Origin of the sequence: Bradyrhizobium sp. SZCCHNS3052 (assembly GCF_032484495.1) — a bacterium.
Lineage (GTDB): Bacteria > Pseudomonadota > Alphaproteobacteria > Rhizobiales > Xanthobacteraceae > Bradyrhizobium.
On the sequence record NZ_JAUETB010000001.1, the window covers coordinates 733909 to 752019 of the forward strand.

An 18111-nucleotide genomic window follows, 5' to 3' on the forward strand; every position below is an offset into this window, starting at 1 on the left:
CGCAGTTTCTGGCGTGTGACCGCAACACGGCAGGGGTCGGCGTGGCGCGATCCCTGTCGCTCATTGTTTGCTTTCACCTGCCGAGGAAGTCCAGCAGCAGCCGGTCGTACGTCTGCGGCGCATCGAGGAAGACGAGGTGGCCGGCATTGGCGACCACCTCGGCGCGCGCATCGCCCATCCGGCTGGCCAGGCCCTTTGCCAGCTCGGCGTTCTGGCCCATCTTCGCTCTCAAGGCCTCGGGCGCGTTGGGCCGTCCCGGCGCGTTGTGATCGTCCGCGCCCATGATGAACAGCGTCGGCTGCGCCAGCAGCGGGATCTCGTGCACCACCGGCTCGCGGTAGATCATCTGATAGGAGCTGACGAAGCTCTTCAGCCAGCGCGAATAGTCGGCGCTTTGCTTCAGGTTGAAGCGTGCATCGATGAACGGCGTGACCTGCTCCGGCGGCAGCTTCAGCGCGTAGTTGGTCTCCAGCTGCTTGCGATAGCCGTCCGCCGTCAGCCGGTCCTCACTCTCGATGATCTTTTCCGACGGGATCGGCGGCACGTAGACGCGATAGTCCTCGAGCCCGATCGGCGCGGTCAGCACGAGATGCGCGACGCGGTCGGGATAGGCGCGGGCGATGCGCACGGCCAGCATGCCGCCCATCGAATGCGCGACGATATCCGCCTTGGCGATGCCGAGGTGATCGAGCAGCGTCATGGTGTTGCGCGCCAGCGCGTCGAAATGCAGCTCGCCTGCAGGCTTGGATGATTTGCCGAAGCCGACCTGGTCGGGCACCACGACGCGGAAGCCGGCGTCGGTCAGTGTCTTGATCACGGGCGCCCAGTAGCTCGAGGGGAAGTTGCGGCCGTGCAGCAGCAGGGCAACGCGGCCGTTCGGCTGCGCCGGCGCCACATCCATATAGGCGGCGCCACATCCATATAGGCCATGCGCAGCTGCTCGCCGTCATTGACCAGGGGCAGCAGGCCGACCGGATACGGATAGGGGAAACCTTCGAGATTGATGCCATAGGGCTCGCGCGGTGCCTCCGCCGCCGGGGCGACAGTCGGGGCGAGGGCGAGCAGGGCGGCACAGAAGGCGACAGCGAAACGCGACATGAACACTCCACGACGGACGTGACGAGATGGTCGTCAACCGTCACGCCGTGCCCCGCGTTCGCCTTGGCCGCAAGGCACGAGGGCCACGCTGCGATAAAGAGCGCGTGATCGTCAGTCTTCGGCCGGACCGAACAGCGCCGCGAAATGCTTTTCCCCGGCGCGGCTGAAATTGACCACGCGACTGCCTGGGGTGGCATCGCGCGCCGCCCATTTCAGCTCGGTGAAGCGCTTCATCAACGCTGCGCCGAGCGTGCCGGCGAGATGATGCCGCCGCGCGCTCCAGTCGAGGCAGGCCTTGCACACGGGCCGGCGCGGATGCGCCAGCATTTCCGGCGAGATCCGCAAATGCTGCGACAGGAAATGTTTGCCGTCCTCGGTCAGCACGATCTCCTGCTTGCGCCGGCGGACCAGCTTCTGCCGCGTCATGCTGTCGAGCATCTGCACGCCGAGATCGCCGGCGAGATGGTCGTAGCAGATGCGTGCTCGCCGCAGCTCCGGCTCCTTCGGCCCGGTGCGCACCCGCATGTGGCCGGCGCGCGCGGCAAGGCCGGCGAGCTTCTCCAGCACGTCGGCGACATCGGGATCGGCGAGCCGGTAGTAGCGGTGGCGGCCCTGCTTCTCCGGCTCGACCAGGCCGCCGCCTTCGAGCTTGGCAAGATGCGAGCTCGCCGTCTGCGGCGTCACGCCCGCTTCCTGGGCGAGCTCGGTCGCGGTCAGCGCACGGCCCGAGAGCAGCGCAGTCAGCATGTTGGCGCGGGCGGGATCGCCGACCAGCGCCGCCACCATCGCAATGTCCGGACCTGATTTCATACTTCGATGCTAGCCGAAGCATTCTCGCCCGGCAAGCGGATAGTGTCGACGATACAGAACTCACCGGAGGTTGTCATGACCATCACCGTCTTCATCCGCTATCGCATCGATCCGTTCAAGCGCGACGTGTTCGAGGCCTATGCCAGGCGCTGGCTGTCGATCATCCCCCGTTGCGGCGGCGACCTGATCGGCTATTTCATGCCTCATGAAGGCACCAACGACATCGCCTACGGCCTGATTTCATTCGACAGTCTCGCAGCTTACGAGCGCTATCGCGCAGCCTTGCGCGGCGATGCCGAGGGCCGGGCGAACTTTGCGCTGGCCGAGGAGCACAAGCTCATTCGGGGCGAAGAGCGAACATTCTTGCGCAACGTCGTGGCGGCGCAATGATCGCGGCTCTATGCTGCCGCAACGCGAGGATGCATGGGAGGATGACATGACGTTGATCAACACGGCGGACAAGCGCGCGGCCTTTCGCAAGCTGCACGAGGCCGGCTGCTTCGTGCTGCCGAACCCGTTCGATGCCGGCACGGCCAAAATGCTGCAACATCTCGGCTTCAACGCGGTCGCCTCGACCAGCGCCGGCTTCGCGTGGTCGATCGGCAAGGCGGACACCGGCACGACGCTCGACGAGATGCTCGCGCATCTGGAGGCGCTGTCCGCGGCGGTCGACATTCCCGTCAACGCCGATTTCGAGGGCGGCTTCGCCGATGCCCCCGAGGGCGTGGCCGCCAACGTCACGCGCGCGGTCGCCACCGGCGTCGCCGGTCTGTCGATCGAGGACTCCACGGGTGACAAGGATGATCCGCTCTACGCGCGCGAACTGGCGGTTACGCGCATCCGCGCCGCACGTCAGGCGATCGATGCAAGCGGTGGGGACGTGCTGCTGACCGGCCGCTGCGAGGCGTTTCTCTGGGGCAAGCCCGACCTCAAGCTCGTGACCGACCGCCTCGCGGCCTATGCCGAGGCCGGCGCGGATTGTCTGTACGCTCCGGGGATCAAGACGGTCGAGGAGATCACGGCTGTCGTCAAAGCGGTGGCGCCCAAGCCTGTGAACCTGCTGATCGGCGCGTCGGGTCTGTCATTGAGCCAGGCCGCCGAGCTCGGCGTGCGCCGCATCAGCGTCGGCGGTTCGCTGGCGCGGGTGGCCTGGGCCGGCTTCGTCCGGGCGGCCAAGGAGATGGCCGAGCAGGGCACCTTCACCGAACTGGCCAATGGCTATCCCGGGGGCGAGCTGAACAAGCTCTTCGGTTGAGATCAGGCTGCGCGCCCGTCCTCCCGCAGATTCTGATCTCATCCGCCTGTAGAAAAGCCGCGGACTCTGCCGCGGCTTTTCAGTCTGATTTGCTGAAATCGCTTAGTAGCGATCCGTTCCGATGCCGACGCTGACGCCCGGGGCGCGGAAGCCGATGCCGCCGCGGTCTTCGTAGCCGCGCCGCTCGATGTAGCGCTCACGCGGAGCGTACGCGTAGGAATCGCGATCTTCGCCTTGAATGATGACGCGGCGTTCACTGCGCTCGCGCCAACAGCGGCCTTCCTCGTTACAGACCATCCGGACGTTCTGGATGTCTCGTTGCGGGACCGCCGAGGCTGCGGGAGAGATCGGTGCCGCCGAAGCGGCGGTCACGGCCAGCGTGCTTGCCGCGGCTGCGATAGCTATGGAGAGAGCTTTCATTACGTATCTCCTGGGTGAGAGTGTCAATGAGCCAATCGGTTCGCGCTGCTATGGTTCCATGGCGGCCCTCGCACGCGCCGCGTAATTTGTTGGAGGACTCGCCAAAAAACGGCGGCGGGCGATTGTTCACCCGCCGCCCAGGAGTGGGACCGCTGATTGCCGTCCGCGAGATTATTTGACGGCGTTGGGCTTGTCGCTCGGGGCCGCCGGCGGCGGTGTGGTGCGATCTCCCGCGGCGCCGGTCGTCACGCCGGGCGAGGTGTTATCTTTGGTGGTCGAGGCGGATTGCGAGGCCGGCGTAGTGCTCGCCTGATCGTTGCGCATCGACATGTTGTTCAGCCCGTAGAACACGGCGCCGAGCAGGATCGCGATGCCCAGGGCGTACGCTGCGATCCGGCCGGTCGAGGCGGAGCCTTCCCTCAACTCGGGATCGGGCTGCAGCTGGCTGTCCGTCCGCGCCGCGCGCTCGTAGTCGGCGCCGGTCATGTCGGCACCGGGCATGCCGGGCCGAGTCGTCATGTCCGGCCGGTTCATGCCGTCGGGATAGCGTTCGTTCGGGAGCCGTTCGTTGGCCATGATGTCCTCCTTGCGATTGTCACCCGACAACCAGTCGGGCCCCGGCTCTGTTCCGCGAAACCTTACGAAATCCCCAGTCGATCCGTTGCACCGCGCGCTAAGGTGCCTCGCGTGCACTGCGATTCTCCGTCCTTTTGTTGGAGCCTTCGATGTGGAACCTGCCGCCCGGTGACAGCGTGTTGCATCTGTTGACCTGGGTGGCGCTGGCGGCGCAGGCGATGACGGCCGCGCTGGCGGCGGGACGCCGCAGCATGGACTGGATGGGCGTCTGCTTGTTGGGGGCGATCACCGCGCTCGGCGGCGGCACCTTGCGCGACGTGCTGCTCGGCCACTATCCGCTTGCCTGGGTCGAGCAGCCGTCCTTGCTGCTGCTGACCGTGCTGGCGCCGTTCGTGACGATCGCCATGGCGCGCCTGGTTCACAGGCTGACCATGGCGTTCCTCGTTCTCGATGCGGTCGGCCTCGTCGTGTTCACGATGACGGGCTGCGACATCGCCTGGCAGATGAGCGTGCCGATCGGCATCGTCATCGTCGCCGGGATGATCACGGGCTGCGCCGGCGGCGTGCTGCGCGACATCCTGTGCAATGACGTGCCATTGCTGTTTCGCGCCGAGCTCTACGCCAGCGTGTCCCTCGTCACGGGCCTGGTCTATGCGACCGGCTTGTCGCTCGGCATCGCCAGCGGATGGTGGACGGCGCTGACCTTCGCGCTCGGACTGTCGTTCCGGCTGCTCGCGATCCGCTACAAATGGAACATGCCGCGCTTCGTATTTGCGGGCGACGATCGGGGCTGAAGAAGGCGATCTTATCGCATCGCACAATTCGTTCGGGCCGGAATCGTGCCGGCCACTACGGTTCAGTCACCGTCCGCCGAGCCGCCAAAGCCATGGTGCGCATCATCCCATTTCGCGGCAGTGGCCGTTTTCGACACAAACCGCAAAAGCCGCAGCCGGCTCCCGCCACGAAATTGCGATTTCGGTTGGCTGCCCTGCGCAGACGAGATTTGTGATGCGCATTCTTCAAAAGCAGACATAAATGATTGGCAGAACGCGCGCTTCCGCCGGCCGGCGGCAGCCGCGCACCCTGACAAGGCACGGCAAGAGGGCGGAATGGGACTCAACGAGAGCGAGATCAATCTCGACCAGAAATACACCGCAAGCTCCGGCCACATCTTCCTGACCGGCATCCAGGCGCTGGTGCGGCTGCCGATGGCCCAGATCCGGCGCGACCGCGCCGCCGGCCTCCATACCGCCGGCTTCATCTCCGGCTATCGCGGCTCGCCGCTCGGCGGCTACGACCAGCAGCTGTTCTCGGCCCGCAAGCATCTCGAGCAGTACAACATCAAGTTCCAGCCCGGCGTGAACGAGGACCTCGCGGCGACCGCGATCTGGGGCTCGCAGCAACTCGCACTGTCGCCCGGCGGCAGGTATGACGGCGTCGTCGGCATCTGGTACGGCAAGGGCCCCGGCGTCGACCGCTGCGGCGACGTGTTTCGCCACGGCAATGCGGCCGGCTCCGCCAAGAACGGCGGCGTGCTCTGTCTCGCCGGCGACGACCACGGCGCCAAATCCTCGACCGTGCCGCATCAGTCCGACCATGCCTTCATCTCGGCGCTGATGCCCTATCTCTATCCGTCCTCGATCCACGAGATGATCGAGATGGGCCTGCTCGGCATCGCGATGTCGCGCTATTCCGGCTGCTGGGTCGGAATGAAGGTGATCACCGAGACGGTGGAGACGACCGCCGAGATCAACCTCAACGACGAGATGACGCCGTTCGTCATCCCCGCCGATTTCGAGATGCCGCCGGGCGGCCTCAATCTGCGCTGGCCGGATGACCGCTTTGAGCAGGACCGGCGGCTGCAGGACTACAAGGGCTTTGCCGCGATCGCCTTTGCCCGCGCCAACAAGGTCAACCGCATCACGATGGACTCACCGAACGCCCGCTACGGCATCATGGCGTCGGGCAAGAGCTATGAGGACATCCGCCAGGCGCTGCGCGAGCTCGGGATCACCGAGGAGGTCGCCGCCAGGATCGGGCTTCGCCTCTACAAGATCGGCATGCCCTGGCCACTGGAGCCGGAAGGCGTGCGGCAGTTCGCGGTCGGCCTCGAGGAGATCTTCATCATCGAGGAGCGTCGCGAGATCGTCGAGAACCAGGTCAAGCAGGAGCTGTTCAACTGGCGCGACGACGTCCGCCCGCGCATCGTCGGCAAGATGGACGACCACGACAAGCGCTTCCTGCCGTTTGCCACCGAGCTCTCCGTCGCCTCGCTCGCGACATCGCTCACCGAGCGTCTTCTCCGCCTCGACCTCAACCCCGAGATCAAGGCGATGCTGCGCGCCAAGGCCGACTGGTTCAACGGCCGCGACGCCTCGCAGATGCAACTGGTCTCGCCGGTGGCGCGCACGCCGTATTTCTGCTCGGGCTGTCCGCACAACACCTCGACCAAGGTGCCCGAGGGCAGCCGCGCGCTGGCCGGCATCGGCTGCCACTTCATGTCGCTGTGGATGAACCGCAACACCGAGACCTTCACCCATATGGGCGGCGAGGGCGTGCCGTGGGTCGGCATCGCACCGTTCACCGACGAGAAGCACATCTTCGCCAATCTCGGCGACGGCACCTATTTCCATTCCGGCAGCCTCGCGATCCGCCAGTCGATCGCCTCCAAGGCCAACATCACCTACAAGATCCTCTACAACGACGCGGTCGCGATGACCGGCGGCCAGCGCCATGACGGCGATTTGTCGCCGCAGCAGATCACCTTCCAGCTGCATGCCGAGGGCATCCGCGAGATCTATCTGGTCTCGGAGAATCCAGACGCCTATCCGGCCGACAGCATCGCGCCCGGCGTCAAGCTTGCGCACCGCGACGAGCTCGAAAACGTCATGAAGACGCTGCGCGAGACCAAGGGCGCCTCGGCCATCGTGTTCGTGCAGACCTGCGCCGCCGAGAAGCGCCGCCGCCGCAAGCGCGGCACGATGGAGGATCCGCAGCGCCGCGTCTTCATCAATCCCGCCGTCTGCGAGGGCTGCGGCGACTGCTCGGTGCAGTCGAACTGCATCTCGGTCGAGCCGCTGGAGACCGAGCTCGGCCGCAAGCGCGTCATCAACCAGTCCTCCTGCAACAAGGACTATTCCTGCGTGAAGGGCTTCTGCCCGTCCTTCGTCACCATCGATGGCGGCAAGCCGCGCAGCCGCGCGCCCGCTGAGCTCGGCGACATCGGCGAGATGCCGGAACCGCTGACCAAGCCGTCACTGGAGCGGCCCTACAACGTCGCGGTCGGCGGCGTCGGCGGCACCGGCGTGCTGACGATCGGCGCGCTGCTCGGCATGGCCGCGCACATCGAGGGCAAGGCCTCGATGATCCTCGACATGTCGGGCCTCGCGCAGAAGGGTGGCGCGGTGCTCAGCCATGTCCGCCTCTCCGAGAATACGGCTGACGTGACCTGCTCGCGCATCGTCACCGGGACCGCCGACCTCGTCATCGCCGCCGACGAAGTGGTGGCGGGTGCCAAGGAGACGATCACGCTGTGCGATGCCGAGCGCACCCATGGTGTCATCAACAGCCATCTGATCCCGACCGCCGATTTCGTGCTCAACCGCGACTTCAATTTCCAGAACCGCAAGGTGACGAGCCTGCTGGAAACGGCGCTGCACAAGGACTCGACCTTCCTCGATTTCACCAAGCCGGCCGAAGCGCTGCTTGGCGACAGCATCGCCACCAACATGATGATGATGGGCTACGCCTACCAGAAGGGCCTGCTGCCGCTGTCGGCCGAGGCGATCGAGAAGGCGATCGCGATCAACGGCGTCGCGGTCAAGATGAACACCGAGGCGTTCCGGCTCGGCCGCCTCGCGGTGGTCAACCCGGAGCGGCTCGCCGACATGATGACCGGCAAGGACGAGGCGGTGCCGCCGAAATCGCTTGAGGCGATGACGCTCGACGAGATCATCGCCCACCGCATGACCTATCTCACGGCCTACCAGAACGGCCGGCTCGCCAAGCGCTACCGCAAGCTGGTCGATCAGGTGCGCGAGGCCGCCGACAAGGGCGGCTACGGCGAGGCGCTGCCGCGCGCGGTCGCGATCAACTATGCCAAGCTGCTCGCCTACAAGGATGAGTACGAGGTGGCGCGGTTGTTCTCCGACGGCAGCTTCGAGAAGCAGCTCCATGACGCGTTCGAGGGCGACTACAAGATCAGCTTCAACCTCGCGCCGCCCATCCTCAATTCCGGCCTCGATCCGCAAGGGAGGCCGAAGAAGCGCAGCTTCGGGCCGGGCATGATGAAGATGTTCCGCCTGCTGGCAAAACTGAAGGGCCTGCGCGGCACACCACTGGACGTCTTCGGCTACGCGGCCGAACGCAAGATGGAGCGCGACCTGATCGCCGGCTATGAGAAAGACGTCGCCACCGTGCTGAACCTGCTGTCGCCTGCCAACGTCGACATCGCCGTCGAATTCCTGTCGCTGCCGGACAAGATCCGCGGCTACGGCCCGGTCAAGGAGAAGGCGGTGAACGACGCGAAAGTGCGTTATGCGCAACTCGCCGCCGACCTCGCCAGCCCGCCGCCGGCGCCACGGCAGATGGCGGCGGAGTAGGCACTCCAGGCGACGTGCCGTAGGGTGGGCAAAGGCGCGCGAGCGCCGTGCCCACCATCATGCGATCTGTATACCTCTCGTCATTCCGGGGCGCTCGTGCGCGCCTGCGCGAGCCGGGAATCCATAACCACAGACGGGATCATTGCGCGAGATTTTCGCTTTCGTCGTCGCAGCGGCCCGTCGTGGCTCTGGAACCCGCGCTCAGCTCTCACGTCAAATGGCTCCGCTATTTTGTCGAGCGGTCTGCCCCGGAATGACGCCTGGGAGTGTGTCGTGCGCTCACACCACCGTCATTGCGAGCGTAGCGAAGCAATCTAGCGTCCTTGCCCAACTCTGGATGACTCCCGTTCACCCACTCGTGCGGATGTCGCATAAATCTGCCGTATTCACTACATGTTGCTATATGCATGGAGGCGTCGATAGTGGTGATCCATGCGAGTTCTGGTTTTCTTGTTCGCGGCTATCGCGGCGATATCGACCTCGAGCCACGCCGAGGTCATGTCCTGGCGTGGCGTGGGGCCGGTCGACCTGGGCATGACCGTTGCCGAGGCCGAGCGTGCGTTGAACGCAAAGCTTGGTCCGATGGAGCCGCCGTACACGAAGGAGTGCTATGTCGCCAGTCGCGCCGACGGCAAGGACGAAGCGCTGTCCTACGTGATCGTCGATGGCAGGATTGCCGTGATCTACCTCTTTCTCGACGATGGGCGTCGACCAGATCCGAAGATCGTCGACGCGAACGGAGTTGGAGTGGGGTCGACGGAGGCCGACATCGCGGGTGCCTATGGAGCGACGGAGCGGACATTCGCGCCATACGAGAGCGAGGAGACCGAGGAAGACAAGGCCGAGCGGCTGAAGCAGGGTGTCACGGAGCCGCCACCCGCACCCAATCATTGGGTGATCGCCAAGAGCCCGGATGCCAAGAGAGCGATCATTTTCGAGACCCGGGATGATAAGGTGATCTACTGGAGGACGGGAATCTTGCCGGCGGTCATGTCCTGGGAGGATTGCATATAGTGCCCACGTGAACGAAGCGACACGGGCGGCCAGGGGCGTCAGTTCGCCATCCGCTCCCGGCTCATGCGCAGCGTCACGACCAGGCCTTCGGCGGACCAGTCGAAGGCGATGGTGCCGCCGAGCTGGGCGTTCATGCTGCGATGGATCAGTTTGCTGCCGAAGCCTTCGGTCGTGTCGGCCGACTTCGGCGGCCCGCCGCGCTCGGTCCACATGATCACCACTTCGTCGTCATGCGCGCTGCACGACACGTCCAGCGTGCCGCTCGAAACCGACAGCGAGCCGTATTTCGCCGAGTTGGTCGCGAGCTCGTGGATCACCAGCGCCAATGTCGTGCTCGAGCGTTCTCCGACATTCATCTTGGGCACCGACACACGGATGCGGACGCTGGCGCCTTTCTCATCATAGGGGGCAAGCAGCACCGAGACGAGATCGCCGAGCAGGGCTGCTTGGTTCGTCCCGCCCGGCCGCGGACGTATCAGATCCTGGGCACGGCCCAGCGCGATCAGCCGGCTGGCGAGCTCGTGGGCCATGTCCTCCTTTGTCGCTGCCGTGCGCGACGTCATCTGCGTCAGCGCGGTGGCGATCGTCAGCAGGTTCTTGACCCGATGGCTCATCTCGCCCGCCAGCAGCTCGTTGGCTTCTTCGGCCTGCTTGCGCTGGGTCACGTCGAGGAAGATGCCGAACATCAGACGCTCGGCGATGTCGGCATCGTCACCTTGGCCGCGGGCGGAAATCCAGCGGATTTCGCCATCCGCGAGAATGCGAAAATCGATCTCATAAGCGCCGACGATCGCCCGTGTCGCCGAAAACGCCGATCTCACCCGTTCGAGATCGGCGGGGTGAATGTTCTGGGAGAGCACCTCGAACGTGATCCTGCTCTTGGTCTTGGGCACCTCCCACAGCTCATAGGCGCGCTCGTCCATCGTGATCGCGTCGGTGTCGACGTTCCACGACCACAGGGCCACGCCGGCAGCTTTGGTGGCAGCGCGCAGATGCTTTTCGTGCCAGATCGGCATGCACGCGTCCTCGGCCGCCATGAGTTCGATCCCCGCTTTCTTCGCCGCTCTGCAAGCTACGGATTCCGCAATCCGGCAGCCGCAGCCATGTTCGCCCTCCGACTACGCCGCCGCTGCGACTTCGTCGATCGAGGACATGACGGCCTCGGTCGCCGTCTGATGCACCATGTGGCCGGCGCCGCGCACGCGGCGAAAGGTGCTCTGGCTGACGTCGTGATGAAGCCGTCTGGACTGCGCGTCGATGTCGATCAGGCGATCCTGATCACCGGCAACGATCACGACCGGCATCTTCAGCTCACCGTACGCTCTCCTGAAGCGGAAAGCATCGGGAATCATCAGCGCGGCCTCCGCGGCGGAGGCGCGGATCTGCGACGGGCGAACCGCCATTTCCTTGGGGAAGCCGGCAAACTTCGCCGGAACCGATCGCGGGCCGAACAGCTTGGCCATCAGCAGCGGCCACATCATCCGGCTGATCAGAGGGGAGATGGTGTAGCGCAGGATATCGCCCAGCAAGGGAATGGCCGGAGCCGATCCGGCCACCACGTCGGACCGGAAGGTCGGGTAGTAATAGCCGGAGGCGAGCACGATGCCCTTGACCATGGTCGGATGTTCGAGGGCGAGCGCGACGGCGACGGATGCGCCCCAGGAATGACCCAGGACGAAGGCCTCCGAGACGCCCAGGCGATCGAGCGCGCTCTTGATTAGCCCGGCCTGCGCCGTCGGCGTCCACACGACGTTGCGCGGCCGGTCGCTGTGGCCGAAGCCCGGCCGGTCGAACGCAATGACACGGTAGTTCTGCGCCGCCAGATCGATCAGGCCGCTGGAGGCGAAGTCCTGGATCATGCTGCCGTTGCCGTGCAGCAGCACCAGCGGCACGCCGGTGCCGCGCTCGACATAGTGCAGCCGGACGCCGTCGACGTCCATGAACTGGCCGGCGGGAGGATTGGCCCGCTCGGCAGACTTGGCGAGGCGGCGATTGATCAGTGCTGTGACGGCCAGAACGGTCGTGGCCGCCGCTGCCGCCAGAAGAAATGGATGAGTCTTCGCCAGCGACCGGCTGCGATGCGCCAGCGGCTGGAGGGATGGTGTCGAGTTGGTCAGGCGGCTGGGCGTCGACGCCGCGAGCGCGCGCGCTGTGGTCCGGGCTGCGGTCATCATCTGCCCTCATGGAAAGGCGTGCACGACATCCGGAGGATCCGAGAAATGATGCAGCGCAGGGGCAACGGCCGGTCACGCGGTTCGTTCCGTTGTGCCGTCCTGGCGCGCATGGTCGGGGTGTAGGTCGACCTCCGAGCGTTCCGGCCGAGCTCGACCAGCGCAATCGGTCCGGCTTCTGCACCCGGCGGATCGAGGCAGGACTCCCCACAGATGTGCCTTGCGCAAACGGCCCGTCGGGCAGAATCTACTTTACGAAATTCAGAAATTGTGCTTTGATGCGCGCATCCCGCCTCGGCCGGAGGGGCGTTGCGCGCGATCGTCACGACACGCGAGGCGGGGAGCGATGGCCGCACTTGTGCCGCAGCGTGTCTTCGGACGCGCCGACGAACGGCATGGTGCGGACGTGAAGTCGCAGCGTGCTGACACCCCGATGCTGGTGTCCCGCGCAATGCGCAAGCATTGTCGCGAATGGTGGCCAACAAGCCCGGCGCACCAGGCAGACTGCGTATAAGCGTTAAGACCGTCGCGCAGGGAAGGCCGGGCGTTCTCGGCTGCACCTGTGGTACCTGCCGCCTGCATTTTTTTCGCAGGCGGGCCGCAGGCGTCAGCCGACGCCTGGCCTTCCCTGCGCCCTCTGACTTGATGAGGGTGAACGACATCAGCACAGCTCGGGCAGCATCTGCCGCGGGAGCGCTCGCTCATGGGCTATGACGAACCGATCGCGTCAGCTTTCGAGCAGCCACTCCGTCGCGCTGCGCCACAGCGTGTCGCGATGCGCCGCGCGGAAGAAGCCCATATGGCCGATCGCGGACGCCCCGACGTCCTGCGGCGCGATGTCGAGCAGCTCCGGCGTCGTGCCCGTATAACCAGCGCACAGCAGCTCAACCGCGGGCCGCGTGGCCCAGGGATCGTCGGCGAGGCACAGCGCCCGGACGGGACTCTTGAAGTTGGCGTAGTTGGCAAGCGGCAGCGATGCGTCATCGAACAGATAGCGCGGGCTCATGATCCAGCGCACCCATTGCAGGAAGACACCCTTCGGCAGGTCCTCGCCGACGCCACTCCAGCCCGGCGTGTAACCCAGCGCATGAGTCAGCGGGACGCCAACGCCGTTGAGCATCGTCGCCACGCGCCAGCGTTCGCCCGGGGCCATCAGCTTCCAATAGCCGGCCTGCGAGGCGATGAAGAGGGCGCGCGACACCTCGGTGTTGTTGGCGAGCAGGCCGAGCGTCTGGCCGCCGAAGGAGTGGCCGACATAGCGCAGCGGCAGCGCACCGTAGCGCGCACGCATCCAACCGACCGCGCCGGTGATGTCGAGTGCGGCCCAGTCGGTCATCGAGGCCGCAAAGCCCTTCAGGGAGCGGGGACGGCTGCCGCCGATCCCGCGATAGTCGTAGGTCAGAACCGCGCAACCCTGCTGGGCAAGATGAGCAGCGAAGCCGCGATAGATCCGGCGCGGGATCGCCGCCCCGGAATTGATCAGCACGGCATGCGCCGGCGTGCCGCGCGGCATGAACAGGGTGCCCGCGAGCGCAAAGCCATCGACGGCCGGAAGGGTCATATCCTCGCTCGAAACGCCGTCGGATCCCGTCTCAGCCACGCCTCGTCCTCCCATCACTTGCCCTTCCGCAGCAAAGTCAAATTCGGGTGGCGGTGCAAGCCCTTGTGTCCGCGCCCTAAATTCCAAGTGGCGGCACGGGAGCAGGCTGTGTATAAGGCGCGCGCCGCCGCGCGGGGAATTTGGCGTGCAGTTGCCGAGAGGGAGTAGAGAGCCATGACCGAGCGCTGGAGCCCGGAGAGCTGGCGGTCCAAGCCGGTGCAGCAGGTGCCTGACTATCCCGACCAGAAGGCGCTCGCCGAGGTCGAGGCGCAGCTTGCGACCTTCCCGCCGCTGGTGTTCGCCGGCGAGGCGCGCAACCTGAAGAAGGCGCTGGCGCGGGTGGCGGCGGGCGAGGCATTCCTGTTGCAGGGCGGCGACTGCGCCGAGAGCTTCGCCGAGCACGGCGCCAACAACATCCGCGACTTCTTCCGCGTGCTGCTGCAGATGGCCGTGGTCATGACCTATGCCGGCGCGGTGCCGGTGGTGAAGGTCGGCCGCATCGCCGGCCAGTTCGCCAAGCCACGCTCGTCGCCGACGGAGAAGATCAATGGCGTCGAGCTGCCGAGCTATCGCGGCGACATCGTCAACGACACGGCGTTCACGCCCGAGGCGCGCATCCCCAATCCGCAGCGCCAGCTCGACGCCTACCGGCAGTCGGCGGCGACCTTGAACCTGCTGCGCGCGTTCGCCACCGGCGGCTTCGCCAATCTCGGCAGCGTGCATCAGTGGATGCTCGGCTTCGTCAAGGATTCCCCGCAGTCGCGGCGCTACAAGGAGCTGGCCGACCGCATCTCGGACGCGCTCAACTTCATGCGCGCCTGCGGCCTCGACCTCGAGAGCCATCCGGAGCTGCGCGCCACCGACTTCTACACCAGCCACGAGGCGCTGCTGCTCGGCTATGAGCAGGCCTTCACCCGGGTCGATTCCACCACCGGCGACTGGTACGCGACCTCGGGCCATTTCATCTGGATCGGCGACCGCACCCGCCAGCTCGACCACGGCCATGTCGAATATTTCCGCGGCATCAAGAACCCGATCGGCCTGAAATGCGGCCCGTCGCTGAAGCCGGACGAGCTGCTGAAGCTGATCGACATCCTCAATCCCGACAACGAGCCGGGCCGGCTGACCCTGATCAACCGCTTCGGCGCCGACAAGGTCGGCGATCATCTGCCGGGACTGATCCGCGCGGTGCAGCGGGAAGGGCGCAAGGTGGTGTGGTCGTGCGATCCGATGCACGGCAACACCATCACCTCGACCTCGGGCTACAAGACACGGCCGTTCGATCGCATCGTATCCGAGGTGCGGGCGTTCTTCGCGGTGCATGCCGCGGAGGGCACCCATGCCGGCGGCATCCATCTCGAGATGACCGGCAAGGACGTCACCGAATGCATCGGCGGCGCGCGCGCGATCACCGACGAGGATCTCAACGACCGCTATCACACGGTGTGCGATCCCCGGCTGAACGCCGAGCAGTCGATCGACATGGCGTTCCTGATCGCCGAGCTGCTGAAGCAGCAGCGCGGCGGCAAGACCGCACCGATGCCGGCCGTCGCGGGCTTCTGATGCTGCGTCTGTGGCGCGCGACGGTCAACTCGCGCAACGGCCTGGCCTTCGCGCTCCGCTCCGAGCAGGCGGTGCGCGAGGAGGTGGTCGCGTTCCTGCTGGCGCTGCCGCTGGCCTATGTCGTCGGCGCGACGGCGATGCGGAGCGTCGAGCTGGTCTGCGCGGTGGTGCTGGTGCTGGTCGTCGAGCTGCTCAACACCGCGATCGAGAAGCTCGCCGACCGCCTCACCACCGAGCACGATCTGCAGATCGGCCGGGTCAAGGATCTCGGCTCGGCCGCCGTCGGCGTCGCGCTGCTGATGTCCGGCTGCTTCTGGCTGTTCGCGATCGCCGAGCGGCTCGGGCTGCTTTGAACGAGTTGAGCGATGGCCGCCGACATCTTCAGGATCACGCTGGCCCAGCTCAACCCGACGGTCGGCGACATCGCGGGAAATGCCGCGAAGGCGCGCGAGGCGCGGGCGAGGGCGGCGGCCGACGGCGCCGATCTCGTGGTGCTGCCGGAGCTGTTCCTGGCGGGGCATCCATGCCAGGACCTGGTGCTGAAGCCGGCATTTCAGGCCGCGTGCCGGGCCGCGATCGAGGCTCTCGCGCGCGAGACCGCCGATGGCGGGCCGGCTGTGCTGATCGGCACGCCCTGGATCGACGACGGCAAGCTCTACAATGCCTGCGTCCTGCTCGACACCGGCCGCATCGCCGCGACGCGCTTCAAGGCCAACCTGGCCGATGGTGATCAGAAGCGCGTGTTCATGCGCGGCCCGGCGGCCGGCCCGCTCAGCGTGCGGGGCGTCCGCATCGGCGTCGCGATCGGCGAAGACATCTCGCCCGAAGAATCGTCGAGCTACGAAAACGTCATCGAGACGCTGGCGGAAACCGGGGCCGAACTCATCGTCGTGCCGAGCCGCTCATGCTACCTGCGCAGCGGCGGCGACCGGCGCCTGTCGGCCGCGGTCGCCCGCGTCACCGAAAGCGATCTGCCGCTCGTCTGGCTCAACCAGGTCGGTGGTCAGGACGGCAAGGTGTTCGACGGCGCATCGTTCGCGCTGAACGCCGATCTCTCGGTGGCGGCACAGCTCCCGGGCTTCGCCGCTGAGGTCACGACCTTGGCATGGAGCAGGGGAGACGACGGCTGGCAGTGTCGGGGACCGGTCACCACGCCGAGCGAGGGCGACGAGGCGGACTACGCGGCCCGCGTGCTCGGCCTGCGCGACCACGTCGAGAAGCATGGCTTCACCGGGATCGTGCTGGCTCTGACCGGAGGCATCGAATCCGCGCTGTCATTGGCGATGGCCGTCGATGCGCTCGGAGCTGCGAGGGTGCGCGGTGTGGTGCTGTCCGGGCCGGACATGCCGCAGGAATCGCCGGCTATTGCAGTCGCGGCGCGGTTCGGCGTCACCGCCGAGACGTTGCCGATCGCACCGGCAGTGGCAGGCTTCGAAACGGTTCTCCCCGGGCCGCTGGCGGGCGACGCCCGTCACGCTCTCCTGGCGCGCGTGCGCGGCTCGCTGCTGCTGGCCTTGGCGAGCCTCTCCGGTGCGCTCGCGGTCGTGCCTCGCAAGACGTCGGACCTGCATGGCTGCGAGATCGGTGACGCGACTGGCGGTGCCACTCTCGTCGACGGCGTGTCCCCGGCCGAGATCGTTCGTCTCGCAGCGCTGCGCAATCGTTGGAAGCCCGTGAACGCGCTGGGACCGTCGGGCGACGTCATGTCGCCCGATCTAGCTGGCCGTGCGTTCTCGGATGCGTTCGAAGGATGACGCGGATGGCCCGGCGATCTCGCTCAGCGCGCGGGAATGAAGGTCGGTCCGACCGTGCGGATCTGCTTGTCGCCACCGGCGCCGGTCGTGGTGTCCGCCGTCGCGGGCGCTGCGGCATCGGCCGGCGTGGCGCCTTTGCGGGCGGCGTTCGCCGGCGGCTTGCCGGTCTGGCGCTGCTGCATCCGCTTGGCGCTCTCCTCGGTGACGATGATGTCGCCCTGCTCGGCGGCTGTGGCCCGGTCGTCGATCGATTTCAGCGCATCGGCCCAGGTCTGGCCGGGCGCCTTGCAGGAACAGCTCGGGTTGAACTCGGTGCGATACTTGAAGGCGTTCGGCAGCGCGGTGTAGGGCTGGCCATTGACCGAGACCGCCTGGTTCATGTCCTCGCCGGGATTGCGATAGGTGAACAGCGTCGCGTCGGCGGCGGGGCATTGCGCCTTGCAGGCGCGCTCGTCGTCGGCGAAGCGGCCGGGAACGGTGGCAAACGAGATCGGGAAATAGGCGCCGTCGCAGCTACGCACGCACACGGTCCGGTAGGTGCCCTGCGGTGCCGCGAGATCGGCGCTCGGCGGCGGCAGCGATGCGGCGGGATTGCTGTCGGCACCGCCGCCGAACAGGCTGGTCAGGAAGTTGCCGCCGCCGCCGCGATTGGCGTTAGCGTATTGCTGATATTGCGGGCCGCAATTGTTCTGGCCGAGGGCTGCCAGCACCGAGCGGCGCTGGTTGTCGCGCTCGCCGCCGAACCCGCCGCCGCGCAGCCGCTCCAGGCTGCTCATGATCTGGTCCAGGTTGGACCGCATCTGCTGGATCTGGTTGTTCACCGGGGCGCATTCGGCCGAGCGGCCGTTGAAGATCGAGAAGAAGCCCGGGCTGTCGCAGCCCATGCGCTTGGCCTGCATGCTGACGCGGTCGAGCTCGCCTTGCTGCTTGGCGGCAGCATCCTGATAGCGCCGGATCTGGTCCTCACGCGCGGGATCGCCGCCACCGCGATCGATCGAGGCGAGCTGCGCCTCCAGGCGCGGACAGATCGGATTGACGCCGGCCTGCGGTCCGGGCGGGCCCGGCGGCATCTGCGCATAGGAATCGGAGCTGGATTGCGCCAGGGCGAGCGAGCCGGTCAGGGTCAGTCCGAGCAGCGCAGACACGGCCAGCAGGCGCGGAGACAGGGATGCGATCAAGATGCGGTATTCCGGTCCATGGGTGCAGCCGCGGGATTAGCACAGAATTCGGAAAAATCGCGGCAGCGGCG

15 protein-coding genes and 1 pseudogene are annotated in these 18111 nt (G+C 66.4%); 8 read left to right on the forward strand and 8 right to left on the reverse strand.

Translation table 11 applies throughout. The annotated features are described in order from the left end of the window. Positions 1–73: 73 nt before the first annotated feature. Both QX073_RS03330 and QX073_RS03335 read right to left on the reverse strand, forming a co-directional pair. Positions 74–1098, reverse strand: a pseudogene (locus QX073_RS03330) (alpha/beta fold hydrolase). Between the two features lie 111 nt (positions 1099–1209). Next, positions 1210–1908 (reverse strand): winged helix-turn-helix domain-containing protein, encoded by a 699-nt coding sequence (locus tag QX073_RS03335; protein ID WP_315749664.1) that lies wholly within the window; start codon positions 1906–1908, stop codon positions 1210–1212. 75 nt (positions 1909–1983) lie between these two features. Between QX073_RS03335 and QX073_RS03340 the strand changes: the two genes are divergently transcribed. Further along, positions 1984–2298, forward strand: a complete 315-nt coding sequence (locus QX073_RS03340) for an NIPSNAP family protein (protein WP_315714524.1) — start codon at positions 1984–1986, stop codon at positions 2296–2298. Positions 2299–2344: 46 nt separating this feature from the next. Beyond that, positions 2345–3163, forward strand: coding sequence for an isocitrate lyase/phosphoenolpyruvate mutase family protein (locus tag QX073_RS03345; protein ID WP_316185894.1), 819 nt, complete (start codon positions 2345–2347; stop codon positions 3161–3163). 102 nt (positions 3164–3265) lie between these two features. Here QX073_RS03345 and QX073_RS03350 read toward each other — a convergent pair whose 3' ends face one another. Together QX073_RS03350 and QX073_RS03355 are read right to left on the reverse strand one after the other, a co-directional pair. Beyond that, complete coding sequence (locus QX073_RS03350; RefSeq protein ID WP_315714522.1) at positions 3266–3583, reverse strand: hypothetical protein; 318 nt, start codon at positions 3581–3583, stop codon at positions 3266–3268. A 171-nt stretch (positions 3584–3754) separates the two neighbouring features. After that, on the reverse strand, positions 3755–4159 hold the full coding sequence (locus QX073_RS03355; protein ID WP_315827360.1) for a hypothetical protein: 405 nt from the start codon (positions 4157–4159) through the stop codon (positions 3755–3757). A 149-nt stretch (positions 4160–4308) separates the two neighbouring features. On the opposite strand from QX073_RS03355, the gene QX073_RS03360 reads away from it, so the two are divergent. From QX073_RS03360 to QX073_RS03370, 3 genes are all read left to right on the forward strand, one after another. Then, positions 4309–4953 carry a trimeric intracellular cation channel family protein gene (locus QX073_RS03360; RefSeq protein WP_316225305.1) on the forward strand — a complete coding sequence of 215 codons (645 nt, stop codon included), beginning with the start codon at positions 4309–4311 and terminating at the stop codon, positions 4951–4953. 315 nt (positions 4954–5268) lie between these two features. Further along, entirely contained in the window at positions 5269–8760 is a 3492-nt protein-coding gene (locus QX073_RS03365) for an indolepyruvate ferredoxin oxidoreductase family protein (RefSeq protein ID WP_316225306.1), read from the forward strand. Positions 8761–9192: 432 nt separating this feature from the next. Continuing rightward, positions 9193–9774 (forward strand): hypothetical protein, encoded by a 582-nt coding sequence (locus QX073_RS03370; protein WP_316164582.1) that lies wholly within the window; start codon positions 9193–9195, stop codon positions 9772–9774. Positions 9775–9812: 38 nt separating this feature from the next. Here QX073_RS03370 and QX073_RS03375 read toward each other — a convergent pair whose 3' ends face one another. The 3 genes from QX073_RS03375 to QX073_RS03385 all read right to left on the reverse strand — a co-directional run bounded on the left by QX073_RS03375 (position 9813) and on the right by QX073_RS03385 (position 13506). Next, positions 9813–10790, reverse strand: a complete 978-nt coding sequence (locus tag QX073_RS03375) for a sensor histidine kinase (RefSeq protein WP_315749676.1) — start codon at positions 10788–10790, stop codon at positions 9813–9815. A gap of 102 nt (positions 10791–10892) precedes the next feature. Continuing rightward, a complete protein-coding gene (locus QX073_RS03380; protein ID WP_316225307.1) occupies positions 10893–11945 on the reverse strand; it encodes an alpha/beta hydrolase in 1053 nt (350 codons plus the stop codon). Between the two features lie 727 nt (positions 11946–12672). Beyond that, positions 12673–13506, reverse strand: a complete 834-nt coding sequence (locus tag QX073_RS03385) for an alpha/beta fold hydrolase (protein ID WP_316225587.1) — start codon at positions 13504–13506, stop codon at positions 12673–12675. A gap of 213 nt (positions 13507–13719) precedes the next feature. Here QX073_RS03385 and QX073_RS03390 point away from each other — a divergent pair, with 213 nt between their 5' ends. From QX073_RS03390 to QX073_RS03400, 3 genes are read left to right on the forward strand one after another with little or no spacing between them, the layout of a single operon-like run. Then, entirely contained in the window at positions 13720–15108 is a 1389-nt protein-coding gene (locus tag QX073_RS03390; protein WP_315714515.1) for a class II 3-deoxy-7-phosphoheptulonate synthase, read from the forward strand. Next, positions 15108–15461, forward strand: a complete 354-nt coding sequence (locus QX073_RS03395) for a diacylglycerol kinase (protein ID WP_315827363.1) — start codon at positions 15108–15110, stop codon at positions 15459–15461. The genes QX073_RS03390 and QX073_RS03395 overlap by 1 nt, the downstream gene beginning before the upstream one ends. 12 nt (positions 15462–15473) lie before the next feature. Further along, on the forward strand, positions 15474–16862 hold the full coding sequence (locus QX073_RS03400) for a nitrilase-related carbon-nitrogen hydrolase (RefSeq protein ID WP_316187249.1): 1389 nt from the start codon (positions 15474–15476) through the stop codon (positions 16860–16862). 23 nt (positions 16863–16885) lie between these two features. On the opposite strand, the gene QX073_RS03405 is transcribed toward QX073_RS03400, so the two are convergent. Continuing rightward, positions 16886–18040, reverse strand: coding sequence for a DUF2865 domain-containing protein (locus QX073_RS03405; protein ID WP_316225308.1), 1155 nt, complete (start codon positions 18038–18040; stop codon positions 16886–16888). Positions 18041–18111: the final 71 nt, after the last annotated feature.

Excerpts from the sequence above, each read along its gene's own strand:
- QX073_RS03365 (WP_316225306.1), top strand. The coding sequence starts at position 5,269 with ATGGGACTCAACGAGAGCGAGATCAATCTCGACCAGAAATACACCGCA.
- QX073_RS03345 (WP_316185894.1), top strand. The coding sequence starts at position 2,345 with ATGACGTTGATCAACACGGCGGACAAGCGCGCGGCCTTTCGCAAGCTG.
- QX073_RS03370 (WP_316164582.1), top strand. The coding sequence starts at position 9,193 with ATGCGAGTTCTGGTTTTCTTGTTCGCGGCTATCGCGGCGATATCGACC.
- QX073_RS03360 (WP_316225305.1), top strand. The coding sequence starts at position 4,309 with ATGTGGAACCTGCCGCCCGGTGACAGCGTGTTGCATCTGTTGACCTGG.
- QX073_RS03385 (WP_316225587.1), bottom strand. The coding sequence starts at position 13,506 with ATGACCCTTCCGGCCGTCGATGGCTTTGCGCTCGCGGGCACCCTGTTC.
- QX073_RS03350 (WP_315714522.1), bottom strand. The coding sequence starts at position 3,583 with ATGAAAGCTCTCTCCATAGCTATCGCAGCCGCGGCAAGCACGCTGGCC.
- QX073_RS03395 (WP_315827363.1), top strand. The coding sequence starts at position 15,108 with ATGCTGCGTCTGTGGCGCGCGACGGTCAACTCGCGCAACGGCCTGGCC.
- QX073_RS03335 (WP_315749664.1), bottom strand. The coding sequence starts at position 1,908 with ATGAAATCAGGTCCGGACATTGCGATGGTGGCGGCGCTGGTCGGCGAT.
- QX073_RS03400 (WP_316187249.1), top strand. The coding sequence starts at position 15,474 with ATGGCCGCCGACATCTTCAGGATCACGCTGGCCCAGCTCAACCCGACG.
- QX073_RS03390 (WP_315714515.1), top strand. The coding sequence starts at position 13,720 with ATGACCGAGCGCTGGAGCCCGGAGAGCTGGCGGTCCAAGCCGGTGCAG.
- QX073_RS03375 (WP_315749676.1), bottom strand. The coding sequence starts at position 10,790 with ATGCCGATCTGGCACGAAAAGCATCTGCGCGCTGCCACCAAAGCTGCC.
- QX073_RS03340 (WP_315714524.1), top strand. The coding sequence starts at position 1,984 with ATGACCATCACCGTCTTCATCCGCTATCGCATCGATCCGTTCAAGCGC.
- QX073_RS03355 (WP_315827360.1), bottom strand. The coding sequence starts at position 4,159 with ATGGCCAACGAACGGCTCCCGAACGAACGCTATCCCGACGGCATGAAC.
- QX073_RS03380 (WP_316225307.1), bottom strand. The coding sequence starts at position 11,945 with ATGACCGCAGCCCGGACCACAGCGCGCGCGCTCGCGGCGTCGACGCCC.